17 protein-coding genes are annotated in these 18,944 nt (G+C 71.9%); 10 read left to right on the plus strand and 7 right to left on the minus strand.

The genetic code is table 11. The features are described 5' to 3' along the window. Nucleotides 1-72: 72 nt before the first annotated feature. The 3 genes from IEX69_RS01220 to IEX69_RS01230 are packed head-to-tail and all read right to left on the minus strand — an operon-like array spanning nt 73 to nt 2,685. The gene (locus tag IEX69_RS01220) at nt 73-732 is read right to left on the minus strand and encodes a methionine ABC transporter permease (protein WP_085019324.1); all 660 of its coding nucleotides are present in this window, start codon (nt 730-732) and stop codon (nt 73-75) included. After that, nucleotides 732-1,775: a methionine ABC transporter ATP-binding protein gene (locus tag IEX69_RS01225; protein WP_085019325.1), complete on the minus strand. Its 1,044-nt coding sequence runs from the start codon at nt 1,773-1,775 to the stop codon at nt 732-734. The genes IEX69_RS01220 and IEX69_RS01225 overlap by 1 nt, the downstream gene beginning before the upstream one ends. 4 nt (nt 1,776-1,779) lie before the next feature. Further along, on the minus strand, nt 1,780-2,685 hold the full coding sequence (locus IEX69_RS01230; protein WP_085019326.1) for a MetQ/NlpA family ABC transporter substrate-binding protein: 906 nt from the start codon (nt 2,683-2,685) through the stop codon (nt 1,780-1,782). 160 nt (nt 2,686-2,845) lie between these two features. Between IEX69_RS01230 and IEX69_RS01235 the strand changes: the two genes are divergently transcribed. The 5 genes from IEX69_RS01235 to IEX69_RS01255 are packed head-to-tail and all read left to right on the plus strand — an operon-like array spanning nt 2,846 to nt 8,460. Next, nucleotides 2,846-3,898 carry a BMP family ABC transporter substrate-binding protein gene (locus IEX69_RS01235; protein ID WP_085019327.1) on the plus strand — a complete coding sequence of 351 codons (1,053 nt, stop codon included), beginning with the start codon at nt 2,846-2,848 and terminating at the stop codon, nt 3,896-3,898. Then, nucleotides 3,895-5,454 carry an ABC transporter ATP-binding protein gene (locus tag IEX69_RS01240; RefSeq protein WP_085019328.1) on the plus strand — a complete coding sequence of 520 codons (1,560 nt, stop codon included), beginning with the start codon at nt 3,895-3,897 and terminating at the stop codon, nt 5,452-5,454. Before IEX69_RS01235 ends, IEX69_RS01240 begins: the two co-directional genes overlap by 4 nt. Next, nucleotides 5,451-6,560, plus strand: a complete 1,110-nt coding sequence (locus IEX69_RS01245; protein WP_085019329.1) for an ABC transporter permease — start codon at nt 5,451-5,453, stop codon at nt 6,558-6,560. Before IEX69_RS01240 ends, IEX69_RS01245 begins: the two co-directional genes overlap by 4 nt. Continuing rightward, nucleotides 6,560-7,465: an ABC transporter permease gene (locus tag IEX69_RS01250; protein WP_085019330.1), complete on the plus strand. Its 906-nt coding sequence runs from the start codon at nt 6,560-6,562 to the stop codon at nt 7,463-7,465. Before IEX69_RS01245 ends, IEX69_RS01250 begins: the two co-directional genes overlap by 1 nt. Nucleotides 7,466-7,479: 14 nt before the next feature. Continuing rightward, a complete protein-coding gene (locus IEX69_RS01255; RefSeq protein WP_085019331.1) occupies nt 7,480-8,460 on the plus strand; it encodes a nucleoside hydrolase in 981 nt (326 codons plus the stop codon). Nucleotides 8,461-8,539: 79 nt separating this feature from the next. Here IEX69_RS01255 and IEX69_RS01260 read toward each other — a convergent pair whose 3' ends face one another. Further along, nucleotides 8,540-10,903: a helix-turn-helix transcriptional regulator gene (locus IEX69_RS01260; protein WP_157127151.1), complete on the minus strand. Its 2,364-nt coding sequence runs from the start codon at nt 10,901-10,903 to the stop codon at nt 8,540-8,542. 406 nt (nt 10,904-11,309) lie between these two features. On the opposite strand from IEX69_RS01260, the gene IEX69_RS01265 reads away from it, so the two are divergent. Genes IEX69_RS01265 through IEX69_RS01280 form a run of 4 tightly spaced genes read left to right on the plus strand, consistent with a single transcriptional unit; the run spans nt 11,310 to nt 15,109 of the window. Beyond that, entirely contained in the window at nt 11,310-11,987 is a 678-nt protein-coding gene (locus IEX69_RS01265; RefSeq protein WP_085019333.1) for a SipW-dependent-type signal peptide-containing protein, read from the plus strand. A gap of 22 nt (nt 11,988-12,009) precedes the next feature. After that, a complete protein-coding gene (locus IEX69_RS01270) occupies nt 12,010-12,597 on the plus strand; it encodes a signal peptidase I (protein WP_085019334.1) in 588 nt (195 codons plus the stop codon). A gap of 11 nt (nt 12,598-12,608) precedes the next feature. After that, nucleotides 12,609-13,346: an LPXTG cell wall anchor domain-containing protein gene (locus tag IEX69_RS01275; protein WP_085019335.1), complete on the plus strand. Its 738-nt coding sequence runs from the start codon at nt 12,609-12,611 to the stop codon at nt 13,344-13,346. Further along, the gene (locus IEX69_RS01280; RefSeq protein WP_085019336.1) at nt 13,343-15,109 is read left to right on the plus strand and encodes a choice-of-anchor G family protein; all 1,767 of its coding nucleotides are present in this window, start codon (nt 13,343-13,345) and stop codon (nt 15,107-15,109) included. Before IEX69_RS01275 ends, IEX69_RS01280 begins: the two co-directional genes overlap by 4 nt. 61 nt (nt 15,110-15,170) lie before the next feature. Here the strand turns inward: IEX69_RS01280 and IEX69_RS01285 are convergent, their stop codons facing one another. Further along, nucleotides 15,171-16,433, minus strand: a complete 1,263-nt coding sequence (locus tag IEX69_RS01285; protein WP_085019337.1) for an MFS transporter — start codon at nt 16,431-16,433, stop codon at nt 15,171-15,173. Continuing rightward, nucleotides 16,430-17,029: an ArsR/SmtB family transcription factor gene (locus IEX69_RS01290; RefSeq protein ID WP_085019338.1), complete on the minus strand. Its 600-nt coding sequence runs from the start codon at nt 17,027-17,029 to the stop codon at nt 16,430-16,432. Before IEX69_RS01290 ends, IEX69_RS01285 begins: the two co-directional genes overlap by 4 nt. A 92-nt stretch (nt 17,030-17,121) precedes the next feature. Between IEX69_RS01290 and rlmN the strand changes: the two genes are divergently transcribed. Beyond that, a complete protein-coding gene (gene rlmN, locus IEX69_RS01295) occupies nt 17,122-18,321 on the plus strand; it encodes a dual-specificity RNA methyltransferase RlmN (protein WP_085019339.1) in 1,200 nt (399 codons plus the stop codon). Between the two features lie 66 nt (nt 18,322-18,387). Here the strand turns inward: rlmN and IEX69_RS01300 are convergent, their stop codons facing one another. Next, nucleotides 18,388-18,864 (minus strand): hypothetical protein, encoded by a 477-nt coding sequence (locus IEX69_RS01300; RefSeq protein ID WP_085019340.1) that lies wholly within the window; start codon nt 18,862-18,864, stop codon nt 18,388-18,390. Nucleotides 18,865-18,944 lie beyond the last annotated feature (80 nt).

Below are 18,944 nucleotides of genomic sequence, written 5' to 3' on the forward strand. Positions count from 1 at the left end.
CGGGAACTGCTGCGACGAACCTGAGAACTGCTCGACCCCCGAGATGGCCGCTCGATGTGCAGGACAGCGTGCTCAGCGGCGGAGGGCGGCGCGGGCGAGGCGGTTGCCGAGGAGCTGGACGAGCTGCACCAGCAGGATGATGACGAGGACCGCGGCCCAGGTCACGGCGGGCTCGAACTGGCGATAGCCGTACTGGATGGCGAAGGTGCCGAGACCGCCCCCGCCGACGTAGCCGGCGACCGCGGACATGTCGACCAGGGCCACGAAGACGAACGTGTATCCCAGGATCAACGGACCGAGTGCCTCGGGCACGACCAGGGTGGCGAGGATGCGCATCCGGCCCGCCCCCATGGAGCGTGCCGCCTCGATCACGCCGGGCTGGACGGTGAGGAGGTTCTGCTCGACGATCCGGCTGATGCCGAAGGCGGCCGCCAGCGACAGGGTGAAGATGATCGCCGTGTTGCCGATCCCGGTCCCGACCACGAGCCTCGCGAGCGGCTGGGCCGCCGCCAGGAAGATGATGAACGGGATCGGGCGGAAGACGTTCACCAGCACGTTGAGCACGGCGGACACGGGCCGGTTCGCGTAGAGGTTCCCCGCGCGCGTGACGTAGAGGGCCATGCCGAGGAGCAGCCCGCCGATCCCGCCGAAGAGCAGGCTCAGCCCGACGATGAAGAGGGTCTCGTAGGTCGCCTCCCACAGCTGGGGGAGGAGACGGATCAGGTCGTCCATCAGGCTCCTCCGTCTCGCCCGGGTTCGGTCACGTCCGTGCTCTCCCGGATGCGGTCGAGCGCCGCGTCGATGGAGGCGTCCGGTCCGGTCAGAGCGAGCGTCAGATGCCCGAACGCCCTCCCGCGGATGTCGTTGATCCCGCCGTACACGAGCTCGAAGCCGACCCCGGACTCGGCGAGGGTGACGAAGACCGACGCCTGCGAGCGCGTCCCGTCCCGGAACGAGAAGGTAACGATCCGGCCCGGATGCCGTTCCCTCAGTGCCGCGAGCTCCACCGGCGAGGGGACTCCCCGCACCACCGTGGACACGAAGCGCTCGGAGGCGTCCTCGCGCGGCCGGGAGAAGACGTCGAACACGTCGCCGTGCTCGACCACCCGTCCTCGGTCCATCACGGCCACCTTGGTGGCCAGGCTCTGGATGACGTCCATCTCGTGGGTGATCACGAGGATCGTCACCCCGAACTCCTCGTTCACGCGCCGCAGGAGCGCGAGGACCTCCTGCGTGGTGTCGGGGTCGAGCGCGCTGGTGGCCTCGTCGGCGAGCAGGATGCGCGGACCGGTCGCGAGCGCCCGCGCGATGCCCACCCGCTGCTTCTGGCCGCCCGACAGCTGCTCCGGATAGGCGTCGGCCTTGTCCGTCAGGCCCACGAACGACAGCAGGTCGTCGACGCGCGAGCCGATCTCCCGGGCCGGACGCCGGGCCACACGGAGGGGATAGGCGATGTTGCCGCGGACCGTGCGCGAGGAGAACAGGTTGAACTGCTGGAAGATCATCCCGATGCCGAGCCGGAGCTTCCGCAGCTCGCGCTCCGGCAGTGCCGTGATGTCGCGGCCGTCGATCAGGATGCGGCCCGTGGACGCCGGCTCGAGCGCGTTGACCAGACGGACCAGGGTGCTCTTGCCCGCACCCGAGTAGCCGATGATGCCGTAGACGTCGCCCTGCTCGATCTCGAGCGAGACGTCATCGACGGCGACGAGCGGTACCCCGCCCCGGGTGGGGGCGGGGTACCGCTTCGTGACGTTCTCGAGGGTGATCAGCGCCATCCGGTCAGCCCTGGTGGGCGCGGGTGTCGGCCTCGACCTTCTCGAGCGACGCCCGCAGATCGTCGACCGGGGTCTTCAGGAAGACGGCGGTGCCGCCCGAGGCCTCCTGCACGCCGTCGAGCACGGACTGCGTGTCCTGGTAGACCTCGACCAGCTTCTGGTAGGTCGGGTCGTCCGCATCCTCCGCTCGAGCGGCGAAGACGTTCACGTACGGCAGGGCGTTGGGGTCGGACGGGTCGTCCTTGGCGATGGCGTCCGCCGCGGTGAGGCCGGCGTCCTCGACGAAGTCGTTGTTGATGATCGCGGCGGCGACGTCCGGCAGCGACGTCGGGGTCAACGAGGCCTCGAGCGTCGTGACCTTCACCTTGGAGCCCGCCTCGTCGATGTCGTCGAGCGTGGCGAAGATGCTCCCGCCGTCCTTCAGCTTCACGAGGCCGGCCGACTGCAGCACGAGGAGTCCTCGTGCCAGGTTCGACTCGTCGTTGGGCACCGCGACGGTCTCGCCGGCGGGGATGTCGGCGACCGAGTCGTACTTCGTCGAGTACAGGCCGAGCGGGTAGATCGCCGTCGCGCCGATCGGCACGAGGTCGGATCCGCTGGAGACGTTGTACTGGGACAGGTACACGATGTGCTGGAACTGGTTGAGGTCGAGCTCGCCCTCGCTGAGCGCCGGGTTCGGCTGCGCGTAGTCCGAGAAGTCGACGATGTCCACCGCGATGCCCGCGTCGGCCGCCGCCTGCTTGTACGTCTCCCAGTACGGGTCGCTGGCGCCGACGACCCCGATCCTCACCGGGTCGCCGGTGCCCGCGTCACCGCTTCCGGAGGCGGTGCCGGAACCGGCGCAGCCCGCGAGGACGGCGAGCAGGGGGAGTGCCGCTGCGGCGGCGAGGAGCTTGGTCCTGATGGTCATGGTGCATTCCTTCCGTGGTGCATCGACGACCGTAGGAGGAGGCATCGGGAGGCGAGGCCCTCGGGGTAAGCGGAGGTAACAGTGTCGGGAGTTGGGCGCGGGATTGGCTACCGTTGTAGAGCAGCATCCCCACAGCACCCACCCGAACCGAGGTACCACCATGTCCGCATTCGCGCGTCGAGCAGGAGCGGTGGTCGTCGCCGCCGGTCTGCTCGCCTCCGTCGCCGCCTGCTCCTCCGGGGGGTCCTCGAGCGGTGACTCCACGTCGTCGGCCGACGGCGACAAGTCGATCGTGCTGATCACGCCCACCCCCATCGGCGCCAACAACTTCCTCCAGCTCGCCGCGGACGGCGCGAAGGAGGCCGGCGAGAAGTACGGCGCCAAGGTCGACGTCTTCGAGAGCGAGGACCCGACGAGCATCCAGCAGAACATCGACGCGGCGCTGCGCGAGAAGCCGGACATCATCATCGGCGTGAGCTTCAGCGTGCTCGACCAGATCACCGAGGCCGCGGCCGACAACCCGGACCAGCAGTTCCTGCTGATCGACACCTCGGCCGACGACCCCACCCCGAACCTCACCGCCGCGGTCTTCAAGGAGTACGAGGCGACCTACCTCACCGGCGTCGAGGCCGGGCTCCTCAGCCAGAAGAAGGACGTCGGCGTCGTGGCCTCGCTCGACACGCCGTTCCTGCACCGCTGGGTGGACCCGTTCTTCGCCGGCGCCCAGAGCATCGACCCGACCATCAAGACCGCCGTGCAGTACGTGGGCGGCGACAACCCCTTCGGCGACCAGGCCCGCGCCAAGGCGCAGGCGCAGATCCTCGCCGACGGCGGGGCCGACTACATCCAGGCGGCCGCGTCCGGCGGCAACACCGGCGTGTTCGAGGCCGCGGCCGAGAACGGGTTCAAGGCGTTCGGCGTCGACACGAACCAGTGCCTCGACTCGCCCGGGAACGTGGTCGACAACGCGATCAAGCGCGTCGACGTCGCGCTCGTGAACTCGGTCGGCGACATCCTCGACGGCAAGACCGGCGGCTTCACCTCCTACGGTCTCGCCGAGGGCGGCGTGAGCCTCACCGGCCTCGAGGACGGCGTGGCCGACTCGCAGTGCCTCATCGCCGACCACCCGGACGTCATCGAGAAGGTCAAGGAGGTGCGCGACCAGATCGTCGACGGCTCGCTCACCGTGACGGACCCGCTCACCGCGGGATGACGACGTCCCCAGACGTCACCGCCTCCGTGGTCGGGCCGCTGCCGGCGGTCGAGCTGCGGGGGATCGGCAAGAGGTTCGGCGCCGTCGTCGCGAACGACGGCGTCGACCTCGTGCTGCGCACCGGGACCGTCCACTCCGTCATGGGGGAGAACGGCGCGGGCAAGTCGACCCTGATGTCGATCCTCTTCGGGCTCGAGCAGCCCGACTCCGGCGAGATCCTGGTCGAGGGCCGACCGCGGAGGTTCGCCGGTCCGCTCGACGCCATCGCCGCGGGCCTCGGGATGGTGCACCAGCACTTCCGCCTCTTCGACAAGATGACCGTCACAGAGAACGTGGTGTACGGGGCCGAGCCCCGCCGCCGCGGCCTGATCGATCGGCGTGCCGCCCGGGAGCGTGTGCTCGAGCTCAGCGAGCGGTACGGGCTCGACACCGACCCGGACGCGGTCGTCGGCCGCCTCTCGGCCGGCGCGCGCCAGCGTGTCGAGATCCTCAAGGCGCTGCACCGCGACGCCAGGATCCTGATCCTCGACGAGCCCACGGCGGTGCTCACGCCCGCGGAGGTCGACTCGCTGTTCGCGGTCATCCGCCGCGCCGCGGACGCCGGCTCCACGGTCGTGCTGGTGACCCACAAGATCCACGAGGTCCTCGCGATCAGCGACGACGTCACGGTGCTCCGAGACGGCCGCGTGACAGGGCGCTTCGACGCGCGTGCCGCCACCGCCGACCAGCTCGTCACCGCCATGACGGGCCGGGAGGTCACCGTCGTCCGCAACCCCGGATCCGGCGAGCCCGGCGACGTCGTGCTCGCCGTGGAGGGCCTCGGGCTCGACGAGCGGGGGACCGTCGTGCTCGACGACGTCTCGCTCGAGGTGCGCGCGGGGGAGATCGTCGGCGTCGCCGGGGTCTCCGGCAACGGCCAGCACGAGCTCGCCGCGGCGATCCTCGGGACCCTCGGCACGGATCGGGGCCGCATCCGCCTGCACGGCGACGACCTCGGCCGCTCGTCGGTGCGCGACCGTCGTGAGCGGGGCATCGCGCTCATCCCGGAGGACAGACGGGCGGAGGGCACGGCGGTGACGATGTCGGTCGCCGAGAACCTCACCCTGGGCCATCATCGGGACGCGCCCGTCGGCCGTCGTCGCGGCTGGGGGCGCGGCTGGATGTCGCTCCGCGCGGAACGAGAGCGGGCGCGGCAGCTCATCGCCGACTACGGCGTGCGCGCCGCGGGGGAGCAGCTGCCCGTGGGCGCCCTGTCGGGTGGCAACGCGCAGAAGGTCGTGGTCGCCCGCGAGCTCTCGCACGGTGCACCGCTCCTCGTCGCAGAGCAGCCCACGCAGGGCGTCGACGTGGGCGCGATCGAGTCGATCCACGCCCGTCTCCTCGAGTACCGCGACGCGGGCCGGGCCGTGCTCCTCATCTCGCATGAGATCAGCGAGCTGCAGGCCCTCGCCGATCGCGTGCTCGTCATGTACGCGGGGCGGATCGTCGCCGAGCTCGACCGCGACGACGCGACCACCGACCGCATCGGAGCCGCCATGGCGGGAGTGACACCGTGACCATCGCCCCCACACCCCTCCCGCCCACGGTCGAGCCCGCCGGCTCCCAGGACAGGGGCCTTCGCAGAGCGCTCGGCGTCGCGCTCCGCCACCCCGTCGTCGTCCCGGTCGGCGCGGTCATCGTCGCCCTCCTCATCGGCGCGGTCATCATGCTCAGCGCGGGTCTGAACCCGCTGGAGGCCTACTCCGCGGTGCTCACGGGAGCGCTCGACCCCGATTCGCTGGACTACACCATCTCGGTGTGGGGCTTCATCTGCGGCATGGCCGTCGCCGCCGCCATCCCGCTGCGGATGGGGGAGTTCAACATGGGCGGCAACGGCCAGATGGTGCTCGGCGGTGTGACGGCCGCCGTCATCGCCGGTCAGCTCGGCCTGCCCGGCATCCTCGCCGTCCCGCTGGCGGTCGTCGGAGCCGTCGTCGTCGCCGGTGCGTTCGGATCCCTGTCGGCCCCGCTCGCGACGCGGTTCGGGATCCCGATCATCATCTCGACGCTCCTGCTCTCCCCGGTCGCCGTGGCGGTCGTGTCCTACCTCGTCCGGTATCCGCTGGCCGAGCAGGGCTCCGCGGTGGCGCAGACGCCCCGTCTCCCGGCCGACGCGCGGATGCCCGGGCTGGGCGACTTCTCCTACTCCACGTGGGGCCTCATCCTGATCATCGCCGTCATGGTGATCTTCTGGCTCGTCGACTCCCGGGCGGCGGTGGGGTTCGAGCTGAGGACGGTCGGCGCCAACCGGCGGTTCGCCTCCTACGGCGGAGTGCGGGTGGGACGGCTCGCCTTCGGCGCGATGGCCACCGGCGCCGCCGCGGCGGGTCTCGTCGGCGCGATCATCGTGCTCTCGCCGCCGTACCGCCTCATCGACGGAGCGCTCACCTCTCCCGGCTACACGTTCGCCGGGCTCGCGGCCGCACTGCTCGCGGGAGGGCGTCCCGCGCTCATCCCGGTCACGAGCATCCTGTTCACCGTCCTCCAGGTGGGCGGGGCCGCGATGGAGCGCACGGCCGACGTGCCGCGCCAGCTCTCCGACGTCCTGCAGGGCGTCGTCATCGTGGTGCTCGCGCTCCGCACGATCATCGACCAGCGCCGCACCGAGAGGAGCAGCGCCTGATGCACGTCTTCGAGCTCGGATTCGTCGCCGCCGTCCTCCTCGCGGCCACCCCGATCCTGTACGCCTCCCTGGCCGGCGCGATCTCCGCCCAGGCGGGCGTGTTCAACATCGCCCTCGAGGGGCAGATGCTCTGGGGCGCCTTCGCCGGCGTCGCGGGCAGCTACCTCACCGGCAGCGCCTGGGGCGGGCTCGCCCTGGCGATCGTGACCACGGCGATCTCGTCGGTCGTGCTCGCCGTCGGGGCCGCCCGCTGGAACGCTGACCCCATCATCATCGCAATCGGCGCGAACCTGGTCGCCGTGGGCCTCACCGGGTTCCTGCTCCGGGTGCTGTTCGGCGTCTCGGGCACCTTCGCCCCGACGGGGCTGCAGGGTCTGCCGAAGATGGCCTTCCTCGCCGACGTCCCCGTGATCGGACCGATCTTCGCCGGGCAGACCGTCCTCGTGCCCCTCGCCTTCGTCGTGATCGTCGCCGTCGGCCTCTGGCTGAGGTCGACGCCGGCCGGCCTCCGGCTCCGGGGCGTGGGCGAGCATCCGGAGGCGGCCACGACGCTCGGCATCGGCGTCTCGTCGTACCGGATGTGGACCGTGATCGTCGCCGGCGCCCTCTGCGGGGTCGCGGGGGCGCAGCTCTCGCTCGGCAACGTGACGGTCTTCACCGAGAACATGACCGCAGGGCGCGGCTGGATCGCCGTGGCCGCCGTCATGCTGGTGTCGTCGCGGCCGCTCTGGCTGCCGCTGGCCTGCCTCGGCTTCGGCGCGGCCGAGGCCCTCGGCTTCCGGCTCCAGGGCATCGGCGCTCCGCAGCAGCTCACCGACGCCGCCCCCTACGCGATCACGCTCGTCGTGCTCGTGCTCACCCGCATCCGCTTCACCCGGCGCCGCGACGCCGTCCTCAGCTCCTGACCCGAAAGGCCGCCATGACCTCCGACGCCCCCCGTGAGACCCGGCACGTCGTCCTCGACACCGACACCGGCATCGACGACGCGCTCGCCCTGCTCTACCTGGCCGGACGCGACGACGTCGAGCTGTCGGCGATCACCAGCGTGTACGGCAACACCCCGGTCGAGTCGGCCCTGACCAACATCGCACGCGTGCTCGCGGTGGCGGGCCTGGAGGACACCCTCGTCGCGAGGGGAGCGGCCGGGCCGATCACCGGCGAGGCACGGATCGCGTCGCACGTGCACGGCCATGACGGGCTGGGCGACCTCTGGAGCGAGCCGATCGCCCCGAAGAACCTCTCCCCGCTCTCGAGCGCCGAGCTCCTGGTCGAGCTGGGCCGGTCGCGCCCGGGCTACTACGACCTGCTGCCCGTCGGACCGCTGTCGAACCTCGGCCTCGCGCTCGAGATCGAGCCCGACCTGCTGACCCTCTACCGCTCGGTCGTCATCATGGGGGGATCCGGTCCCTTCCCGCCGCTCGGAACGGTGCAGATGGTGGACGCGAACATCCACAACGACGCCGAGGCCGCTCGGCGGGTGTTCGCCGCGCCGCGGAACCGGCTCGTGATGGTGGGGGTCAACGTCACCGCGGGCACGATCGTGGACGAGCAGGCGGTGCAGGCCCTGCATCGCGCGGGCACCGAGTGGGGTACGTTCTCGGCCCAGGTGCTCGAGGCGTACATGGACTTCTACCAGTACGCCTGGGGCCGGCGTGTCTCGCCCGCCCACGACGGCCTCGCCGCGGCCCTGCTGGTGCAGCCGGAGTGGATCACCGCCGAGGCCACGGGTCCCGTGAACATCACGAGCGACGGCTTCGCCACGCGCGCTCACCTCATGCGCACGTCGACCGGTCTCCCGGTCAGCTGGGCGAGCGAGGACGCACCCGACACCGTCGTGGTGCTCGACGTCGACCGCGAGGCGTTCCTCGCCGACTTCGTGCGGGTCCTCAGCGGTCGCTGAGGTGGGCGGCGGTCGCTGAGACGAGCGGGGGCGCTGGGGTGAGCACGGGTCGCTGAGGCGAGCCGCCCGCCGACCTCCGTCAGGCGCCGTGCCGTCGCCGTCGCAGGTCGTCGGCGACCAGGCGTCCCAGCTCGCGCCGCGAACCTGCGTTCACCTTCGTGCGGGCCTGATAGACGTGCGACTCCACCGTGCGGACCGAGAGGAAGAGCCGGACGGCGATCTCCCGGTTCGACAGCCCCTGCTCGACCAGCAGGGCGATCTCGCGTTCGCGACGCGTGAGGTCGTCGGCGACGTACCGCGGCGCACGTCGGCCGAGCCGGTCGACGTGCCGCGCGTCCTCCTGCGGCGCTGACCCGAAGCCGGACGCGAGACGGGTCGAGGCCGCGCGGCTCCTGTGCGGCCTCGTCAGCTCCAGCACGGCGACACGTCCCCTGCGGGACCCGGCCTCGTCCGCCTCGGCCAGGCGGACGAACGCCTCCGCGTTCGTCCGGGCGAGGCGGAACATCGCACTGCGGTCGACGACGGCGCTGTCGACGCTCTCCAGGACGGTCCGGGCGTCTCGATCCCGTCCCACGAAGCCGAGGGCGGGAGCCAGGGTGAAGTGCAGCAGCGGCAGCCATCGACCCACCGCCAGCAGGGATGCCCGTCTCCCGGTCGAGGACAGGTCGAGCACCGCCGTCTCGTGGTCGCCTCGGCCGGCCGCCAGGACTCCCGTGCACATCCCCGCCAGCGCGAGGGCCAGGGGATCCCCGCCCCGTACCGCCCCGGCGAGGGCGGTCGTGACGCGGTCGGCGAGCGTGTCCGGCTCGCTCTCCTCCACCGCGGAGGCCAGCACCTCGAAGCAGAGGATCCAGAGCTCCGCCGCGGGTTCGGGGGAGGCGGTCCGGAGGCGGGTCCGCTCCGCCTGGGCGAAGGCCGCCCGTGCCTGGTCGGGCCGGCTCAGGTGAGCGCTCGCCAGGCCGACGACGAGGTGAGCGGCCAGCCGGGTCCGGCGATCCGCCTGCTCGTCGTCGGCGATCGCCCCTGCCAGATCCCGCGCCTCGTCCCAGCGCAGGGCCAGGGCCGCGCGCTCGGCGCGGAGAAGGGCCGCGCCGAGGGTGGCGGCCCGCTCCACCCTGCCCGCCGCGAGCAGGCGGTGTTCGAGGACGTCGACGCTGTAGTCGTGCGCTCCGGCCATCCACAGCGCCTCCCACCAGCGGATGATCCTCGTCAGCATCTGCGGATCGACCGTCGCGAGATCGATCCCCATCAGACGGTGGGCGGCGGCGTCCTCGCGGCGGAGCTGCGACAGGGCCCGGCAGGCCTCCAGCTCCGACTCGGCGGTCCGCTCGGCGGGGAGGAGCAGGTCGGCGTAGTCCACGGCGAGGGCGGCGTTGCCGTGGTCGTTCTCCCTCTTCGCGGCGGAGGCGAGGACTCTCGCCCGCAGGTCCGAGCCGAGCTCGCTCGCCGGGGGATCCGATTCGAGGCCCCTGTGCCACCGCTCGGCGACGTAGGTGGCGAGCGGTTCGCTCCACCACGGGGTGTCCGGCCGCAGCATCCTCGTGCAGGCGCGCCCGAGCATGCCCTCCACGGCCTCGGCGTCGGCGCGGCGTCCCGCGGCGCGGGCGAGCAGCGGATCGGCGGAGAGGTTCCGGAGCGGTGTGCCGTCGTCGACGAGGACATGACGCGCGAGGAGCCGGTCGATCACGCCGCCGTCGAGGAAGCGGGACGCGTGAGCGCGTCCGAGTCCGGGCAGGCGTCCGAGGAAGGCCGCGGCCTCGGCCTCCTCGTCGGTGAGGTCGGCGACGGCGGCGTCCGCGGCCGCCGCGAGACGGCTCCCCGGGGCGGGATCCGCGATCGCCGTGAGCGGCTCGCATCCCTTCTGCAGCGCCGAGCCGGCCTCGGCCGCCAGCTCGAGGAGGAGTCTCCTCGAGCCCGCCGAGTAGGCGATGATGGCCGCTCTCGTGACGGAGTCGAGGCGGGCTGAACCGGGCAGCGCGTCGAGGAACGTCGCGGCGTCCTGGCGGTCGAGCTCGTGGAGATCCCAGCGGTCCGCCACGCCGTGGAGCCAGAGGTCCGACGCGAGGTCGCGGCCCGGGGAGCGCTCGCCGGCCCGCGCCGTCGAGACGCCGAGGAGGAGGCTGGCACGGTCGGCGTAGACGAGGGTGGCCAGCGCGGTGGCGGAGTGGCCGTCGAGCTCCTGGACGTCGTCCACGACGATGACGAGGCGCGCCTCGACCGGCTGTCCGGACAGTGCGGCGCGCATCCGATCGTCTCCGCAGTGCTCGAGCGCGGCCCTGGGGACCCGGGAGATCGCCCGCCCCGTCCGCAGGCGGACCGCGCGGGTGCCCCGTCGTCGGATCTCCGCGATGATCGCGTCGAGGAGATGGCTCTTCCCCGTTCCGACCGCACCCGACACCACCACGCTGCGCCCGCTCAGCACCGCCGTGCTGATCGCGCTCACGTCGCGATCCGATCCGATCACGTCCGCCCCAGCGGACGGGTGCTCCACAGATCCGGTCATGCTCACCCCCAGGCGGTGGGTCCTCCCCATCGACCCCGCGGAACCGCCCCGACCGCAGCGTCCCGCCTCACGCTACCGAGCGCCCCGGTGGATGTCCTGCGTAGTGGTACCGAGCGACTACCGAGATCGGACGGACGGACTACTGAGAGCGCTACCGAGAGGGCACGCCCGGCGAGCGGTCGAGAGCGGCACACGGAGGAATCGCTGGTCCCACTACCGGGTTCCCGCATCAGCCCGTGACCGCGCCGGGAGTCCGCCCTTAACGTCCAGGCAGATCCGACGACGGATCCGGCGAGGAGGCGACGGAGCCTCCCGCCTCCCGCCAACGACATGGGGTGGAACGGACATGGAAACTCAGACCAAGCGCGGCCTCACCAGGCGCAAGGTGTTCGCGATCGCGGCAGGCTGTGCGGCGATCGGGATCGGGGCCACGGCGACGCTCGCGGCCTGGACGGACAGCGAATGGGTGTTCGGCGGCGACGGGAGCGGCGGGCCGGGCATCGGCACGTCGACCTTCTCCGTGCAGCAGAGCACGGATGGGGGCGCGACCTTCAGCGACGAGCCGGACAACCCCGGCGGCGAGATCGTCTTCACCCCCGACGCGCTGAACCTCACTCCCGGGGACTCGATCTACGCCGGCGTGGCGTTGCGCACCTCCGCCGACTCCGTGGCGGGCGACGTGAGCCTGCTCCCGGCCGTCGCGGCGACGGGCATCGTCACCGACGACCCCGCCGGTCTGCTCTTCGACACGCTCGACGTGGCGATCGTCACCGATGACGCCCCGTTCACCTGCAACGCGGCCGCCTTCGCGCCCGGCAGCCCGGCGACCCTCATCGGTGCGGGCGACCTGGACAGCACCGGGGGCTCGCCCTCGCAGGCTCTGCTCGCCGCCGGTGGATCCACGCAGTACTACTGCTTCCAGATCCTCCTGCCCGACCCGCTCCCGGTCACTCCCGGTGGCGCGGACGACTTCATGGGCCGCACCGTCGCTCCCGCCTGGGAGTTCTCGGCGATCTCCTCGTGATCGCGGGCGGCGGCTGATCACGATGCACTCCATCACCACCGCCGCACCCCGCCGCGGGCCCGTGCATCACGCGCGGACCCGCGGCGCCTCCCACCGTGCCGCCCCGGAGGCCCGGACCGGCACGGCGAAGGATGCGGTGCTCACCGTCCTGGGACTGATCGGGATCGTGTCCGTCCTCTGGCTCGTCGCGGCAGGGGCGTTCCACCTCTCGGTCATCGTCTTCGTCACCGGGTCGATGACCCCGACGCTCCCGACCGGGTCCGCGGCGATCGTGCAGCAGGTCGAGGCCTCGGAGCTCCGGATCGGCGACGTCGTCACCGTTCCGAAGCCCGACAGCGGGATCCCGGTCACCCACCGCATCGTCGACATGGCCGTCGTCGAGGGCTCGCCGGACGAGCGTGCCCTGACCCTCAAGGGCGATGCCAACGACATCGTCGATCCGGTGACCTACACCGTGACGGGCGCCCAGCGGGTGATCGCGGGCGCACCGGGGCTCGGATGGCTGGTCATCGGTGCGAAGACCCCCGTCGCGATGGTGGCGATCACTCTCGCCGTGGCCCTCGCGATCGCCTGGGCGCTGTGGCCGTCGCGCCAGCGCACCGACTCCTAGGAGGACATCTCGTGCATCACACATCTCGGCTCGCTCGCGCCGTCGCCGCCGGCGTCATGGCGGGCGCCTCGTCCCTGACGTTGGCGGCGGGGGGAGTCGCCCTGGCAGGGGCGGCGCACGCCGCGCTCATCGACGTGCCACCGACCGGGCAGCCGGGTCGGCTCGTCCTGTCGTCGGATCCCTACCCGGCGGAGTTCCTCGACCTCTCGCCGGGCGACGCCGGGTACTGGGAGGTCGGAGCCAGGATCGAGGGCGCCACCAAGGCGACCCTGTCCCTCGAGCTGCGCAAGTCGGGCGACCTCGTCGAGCATCCGCGCGGTCTGTCCATGACGGTCGACGTCTGCGCCGTCGAGTGGACGGGCCTGGACTCGATGCCCGTCTGCCCGACGGGAGCGGAGCGGATCACCGTGGCCACGCCGGAGGACGACTACGCGACGTCGAGCCCCACGTTCGACCTCGAGCCCCTGACGGCGGCGGCTCCCGAGTACCTTCTCATCACCCTCGCCGTCGAGGACTCTCCCGAGGCGCGCGCGGACCAGACGCTCATGGGGCTCACGGGCGACATGGCGGTGGGACTCACCGCCAGCGCCTTCGACGACGTGCCGGTCCGACCGGGCGGTGGTGGGGGAGGGACGCTCCCGAACACGGGCGGGAACCTCTGGGCCCTCGGCGCCGTCGGTGCTCTCGCCGCGGGCCTGCTCGGCATCGGCACCGCATTCCGCATCTCTCGAAAGGAGGAGGAGCGATGACGAGGACGAGATCCCTCTCCCTCGGCCAGGTGCTCGCCGGGGTCTCCGTGGCGGCCGTCGCCGTCGTGGTGGTGCCGCTCGGCGTCTCGGCGACGACGGCATCCTGGCCCGACAGCGAGTGGGTGCACGGCGCACCCCTCGGGACGCAGACGCTCGACTGCGGGACGACGACGGGCTTCGCCTCGACCGCGTCCGGCCGATTCCTCTCGGGAGAGCTCCTGGGGACCGACCTCGACACGATCCTCGCGCTCGAGGGCGTGAGGACCAGCGTCGATGCGGCGGGCACTCCGACCGTCGACCCCGCGGACGCCCTGGATCAGGGCTCCACGCCGCCGACGTACACGTACACCGATCCCCTCGAGATCTCGCTTCTGGGAGGGATCGCGGGGCTCGACCTGACCGGTCTCGAGGTCGGTCTCCCGGTCGGATCGGCCGGTGCCGTGAACCAGTACGCCCAGGCATCCGGCCTCGGCACCGCCGCCGGTGCCGCGGGTCTCGTCAGCGACTCGGGCGGCGTGCTCGTGTCGCAGTACGCGGCCGACGACACCCTGCCGGAGCCCGCGACGATCTCGCTCTCCTCGCTTCTCCCGGCGGTGACAGGGATCGCAGATCCCGAGCTCGAGGTCGGAGCGGTGGGCGCCAGCTCGCAGCTCGACGGCTGCGCGGCCCTGCGGTCGATCCTCTGGAACGACGGACCCGCGGTCGAGGCCGATCGCGAGTACGGGATCGCCGGCTTGGACCTCGCTCTCGAGAGCGCCGTCCTGGGTGCGATCATCACCGACACGAACACGGCGGTGACGAGCATCAACGCCGCACTGAACGGTCTGCTGGGTCCGAGCGGAGGCATCGCGACCGCGATCAACGGGCAGCTGAACGTCGGCCTGGGATCGATCACCGGGGTCTCCCTCGGCGCCACCACCGGGACCGTCACGCTGTCGGGTCTCGACATCACCGGAGCGGTGACCCCGTTGCTCACGGCTCCTCTGAACGACCCGTACGTGTCGATCGACCTCTCCGCCGGAACGGTGGACGTCGACCTGGCCGCGCTCCTGAACGGTCCGAGCGGGCTCAACGGCCTCGGTCCGAACACCGAGCTGCTCCTGAACGCCGCGGTGGTCGACAACATCGTCGACCGGGTGGGCGACCTCCTCGACACCAGGGTGCAGCAGATCACGAACGCGATCACCACGGCGATCCGGGCGGCGACGCTCACCGTGAACCTCTCGACACCCCTGAGACTGGTCGTGCTCGGGTCGCCGGTGCAGGTCGCGAACGTGGCCGTGACGCTGAACACGACGCTTGCGGCGCTGTTCGACGGGACCGCGACCTTCGGCGTCAGCCTGAACGTGCTGTCGGGCCTGTCGTCCGCGGCGGAGCTCGCGCTGAGCCTCGTCGAGGGGCTGCTGAACACCGCGATCACGGGGTTGAAGACGAGCCTGGTCTCGCCCGTGGCCACCGTGATCGCCAATGCCGTGCTCGGCACGATCACCACGCTCGGATCGACGCTCGCCGGGAGGGTCACGCAGGTGGTGGATGCCCTGGCAGCCGTGCTCGCGCCGCTGCCGGGTGTCCTCTCCATCACGGTGAACGTGCAACCGGACCAGCCCGGCGCACCGGATCCCGGGGACTACATCCCGCAGTCCGGCGACTCCACCGCGGAGTACGCGGTGACCGCGCTCCGGCTCGGCCTCCTCGATGCGCTCGGTACCGTGGGCGCGGTGGAGTTCGGTAGGGCCTCCGCCGGTCCGGTCACCGCCCCCTGACCGCGGCGGGGATCGTCCGTCCTCCCCACCGCGGACGATCCGACGGTCGGGCGGCCGGCACTCACGTGCCGCGCCGCCCGGCCCTCTCCCGCGCGGGCAGGTACAGCAGCGCGCCCAGCGTGCTCGCCAGACCCACGGCCACGAGCACCGGTGCCGTCCCGATACCCTCGGAGAGCGGCAGCACGACGAGCAGCAGCAGGCTCGTGCTGCCTCCCGCCACAAGGGAGTTCACCGACAGCACGGTGGCCCGGGTGCGGGCATCCGCCCGCTGGTGCAGGAGAGCGTTGTGGGCCGGTCCGGCTGCACCGTGCGCGAGGTAGGCGAGGCAGTACCCGACCAGCAGTCCGACGACGCCGGCCAGGAGTCCCATCACGGCGACGAAGACGCCGTTCAGGATGCGCGCCGCGATGGCGACCCGGACCACGCCCAGGCGCGGGACGAGCAACGCGCAGAGCGCCGACCCCGCGGCGAAGACACCCCAGGCCACGGCCGACACCGGTCCGAAGATCGCGGCGGCATCGACGGCGTCGGTCAGCTCGGCGAGCCGGATCGGCGTCAGCGTCTCGAACCCGATCATCGCCAGGGCCCAGGCGACCTCGACCAGGACGAGGCAGCGCAGCACACGGTCGCGGGCGACCACTCGGATCGCGGCCCTCAGCGTCGTCCACGGCGACGCGCGGCCGCTCGGGAGGTGATCCGTTCGGGCCGGCGGTGCAGGTCGTGCTCGCCGGACGCGCGGTTCGTCCACCAGGACGGCCAGCAGGACGAGGTGGACGGTCTCGATCGCGAGGGCGACGAGGAACGGGAGGACGAGCGGGTCCAGCCCCGGTACCGGGGCCCACCAGACCAGCAGCCCGCCGGCCGCGGAGCCGACGGCGATCGACGCACCGAGCACCGTCGATCCCCGGCCGAGGGACCGTGCGACGCGGACCGGCGCGACGTCCGGGCCGAGGGCGTCGACGAACCAGGCCTCGAGGGGGCCGGAGTCGAGAGCGCGGAACACCCCCTGCACCAGCAGGGCGAGCGCGAAGCCGACGAAGTCGGTCGCGATGACGACGAGGACCGTGGCGGCGATCGCCGCGATCGCGGCGAGGAGCAGCACCGGACGCCGCCCGAGGGAGTCGGCGAGGCTGCCGCTCGGGAGCTCGAGCGCGAGTACGACGAAGCCCTGGATCGACAGCAGCACGCCGACCTCGGCGATGGAGAGCCCGCGTTGCAGCGCCAGCAGGATCGTCAGACCGAAGACGACGCCCACCTGCAGCCACCGTGTGCTGGTGAGGAGGAGGAACCGGCGTTCGAGCGATCGGGCCGAGAGGGCGCTCATCGGTCGCGCGGCTGCGGTGACTCGATCGGCGGATCGAGGTCGATCGGGCTGAGGAACTGATGCACGTGGATGCGCCGCGCCTCGGGGTTCTCACTGCTCCGGTACCGGTCGAGGATGGCGCCGAGCTCGGCACGGAGGCGCTCCGCCGCAGCGGCGTCGTCGACGAGGACCACGCTGTCGTCGAGGCCCATCGCGTCGACCCAGTCGGCGGGCCAGGCGTCGGCGGCGTCGAGCCACCGCTCGGCGCGCCCGGCGAGCTGCCTGACCCAGTCACGCTGCAGCCAGCCGAGGGCGGTGCGCGCATCCTCGTCGTCGGCGAAGTCGGACTCGGTCCAGGAGTGGAAGTCGGTGCTGGCTCGCCAGAGGCGACGCCGGCCCACACCCTCGTCGGTGTCGACCACCAGCCCGACACCCTCGAGCGCGCGGAGGTGGTAGCTCGTGGCCCCCGTGTTCGTCCCGAGCTGCTCGGCCAGCTCGGTCGCCGTCGCCGGTCCGTGCAGGCGGAGTGAGCCCAGGAGCCGCGACCGCAGAGGGTGCGCGAGCACGCGCACCGCCTTCTCGTCCAGCCGCATGCCGGTGTAGTCGGTGTCGCTCATGCCTCCACCCTGTCATGCAGAGAAAGTGTGCACAAGTTCTGTGCATACGCGATGGAGCTGATGCGCGGGTTGCATCGCGTACCCTCGAGAGCATGACCGAGATCACCTCCACGCCCGTGCGCCAGGTGCGCCCGGCCACCGAGGGGTGGTCGCAGAAGCTCGATGCCGAGGGCCGCCCCCTCCTGCAGTTCGGGTCGCCCAAGCGCGGCAAGCCGCCCGTGCACCTCGCCGACCTCACCGCCGCCGAGCGCGTGGAGCGCATCAAGGAGCTCGGGCTGCCCGGCTTCCGGGCCAAGCAGCTGGCCACCCACTACTTCACGCACTACACCTCCGATCCCGACGACATGACCGACCTCCCGGCGGCGGGCCGCGAGGAGCTCGTCGCGGGGCTCCTCCCGCCGCTCCTCACCGAGGTGCGGCGGCTCGAGACCGATCGGGGCGACACGATCAAGTTCCTCTGGCGCCTCCACGACGGAGCGCTGGTCGAGTCGGTGCTCATGCGCTACCCGGGCCGCATCACGCTCTGCATCTCGTCGCAGGCCGGATGCGGCATGAACTGCCCGTTCTGCGCCACCGGCCAAGCGGGTCTCACGCGCAACATGTCGACGGCGGAGATCGTCGACCAGATCGTGCGTGCCAACCGCGCCCTCGCGGCGGGCGAGCTCGGGGGCAAGAAGCGCGGCGAGACGACGCCCGAGCGCGTGAGCAACATCGTCTTCATGGGGATGGGGGAGCCGCTGGCCAACTACGCTCGCGTCGTCCAGGCCGTGCGCACGATGATCGCCCCCCAGCCCGAGGGGCTGGGGATGAGCGCCCGCGGGATCACCGTCTCCACGGTGGGCCTCGTCCCGGCCATCAAGAAGCTCGCCGCGGAGGACATCCCGGTCACCTTCGCCCTCTCCCTCCACGCGCCCGACGACCAGCTGCGCGACGAGCTCATCCCGGTGAACTCGCGCTGGAAGGTCGACGAGGCACTGGATGCGGCCCGCGCCTACTTCGACGCCACCGGCCGTCGCGTCTCCATCGAGTACGCGCTCATCAAGGACATGAACGACCACGGCTGGCGCGCCGAGCTCCTCGCGGAGAAGCTGAACGCCCGCGGCCGCGGCTGGGTGCACGTCAACCCCATCCCGCTCAACCCCACTCCCGGGTCGATCTGGACCGCCTCGGAGCCCGCCGCTCAGGCCGAGTTCGTTCGACGGCTCGTGGATGCGGGGGTGCCGACGACCATCCGCGACACCCGCGGCAAGGAGATCGACGGCGCCTGCGGTCAGCTCGCGGCCGCGGACTGACGCCGTCCCCGTGGCGTCGCGGGCGCGGAGGGACGGCGACGGGACGCCCGCCGCTCGCGGCGCGGATCAGTCCTCGGGGATGTCGCCCGGGGTGACCACCGACGGGTACGCCGCGGGGAGCTGCTCGAGCGCGGGCGTGGCGTGCGAGGCGGCGTCGAGCAAGTAGATCTGCTCGAGGAGCCTGATCGTGAGCCTCGTCGGCCCGGCGAGGAACTCGGCCTTCCACATCGACCGCGCGGCCGGCGCCGCGCCTGCGGAGACCGCCTCCGTGAACGCGGTGGCCGCGGTCCGCGCGCCCTTCCACCCCTCACCGGTGATGCGCTGGGTCGCGATCACCCAGCGCGCGAGCGTGACGTCGAACAGCAGACCGTCGCGGGAGCGCCAGTCGTCGCCCGACGCCCGCTGAGCCGCCTCGAAGACCGCCTGCCACTCGCGCGGTTCGGCCCGCGAGGCGATGAGGAGCGTGGTGCGGGTGACGAAGTAGTCCTGGATGCGGACCACCTCGTCGAGCACGACCGTCTCGCCGATGGTGTCTGAGGTCACGTGAAGGGATCCTTCTCGTCAGGTCGGGCTCGGGTCGGTCGGGGTCACCCTAGCAGCGCTGTCCGACGAGGAGCTGGACC

The organism is Cnuibacter physcomitrellae, assembly GCF_014640535.1.
Lineage (GTDB): Bacteria > Actinomycetota > Actinomycetes > Actinomycetales > Microbacteriaceae > Cnuibacter > Cnuibacter physcomitrellae.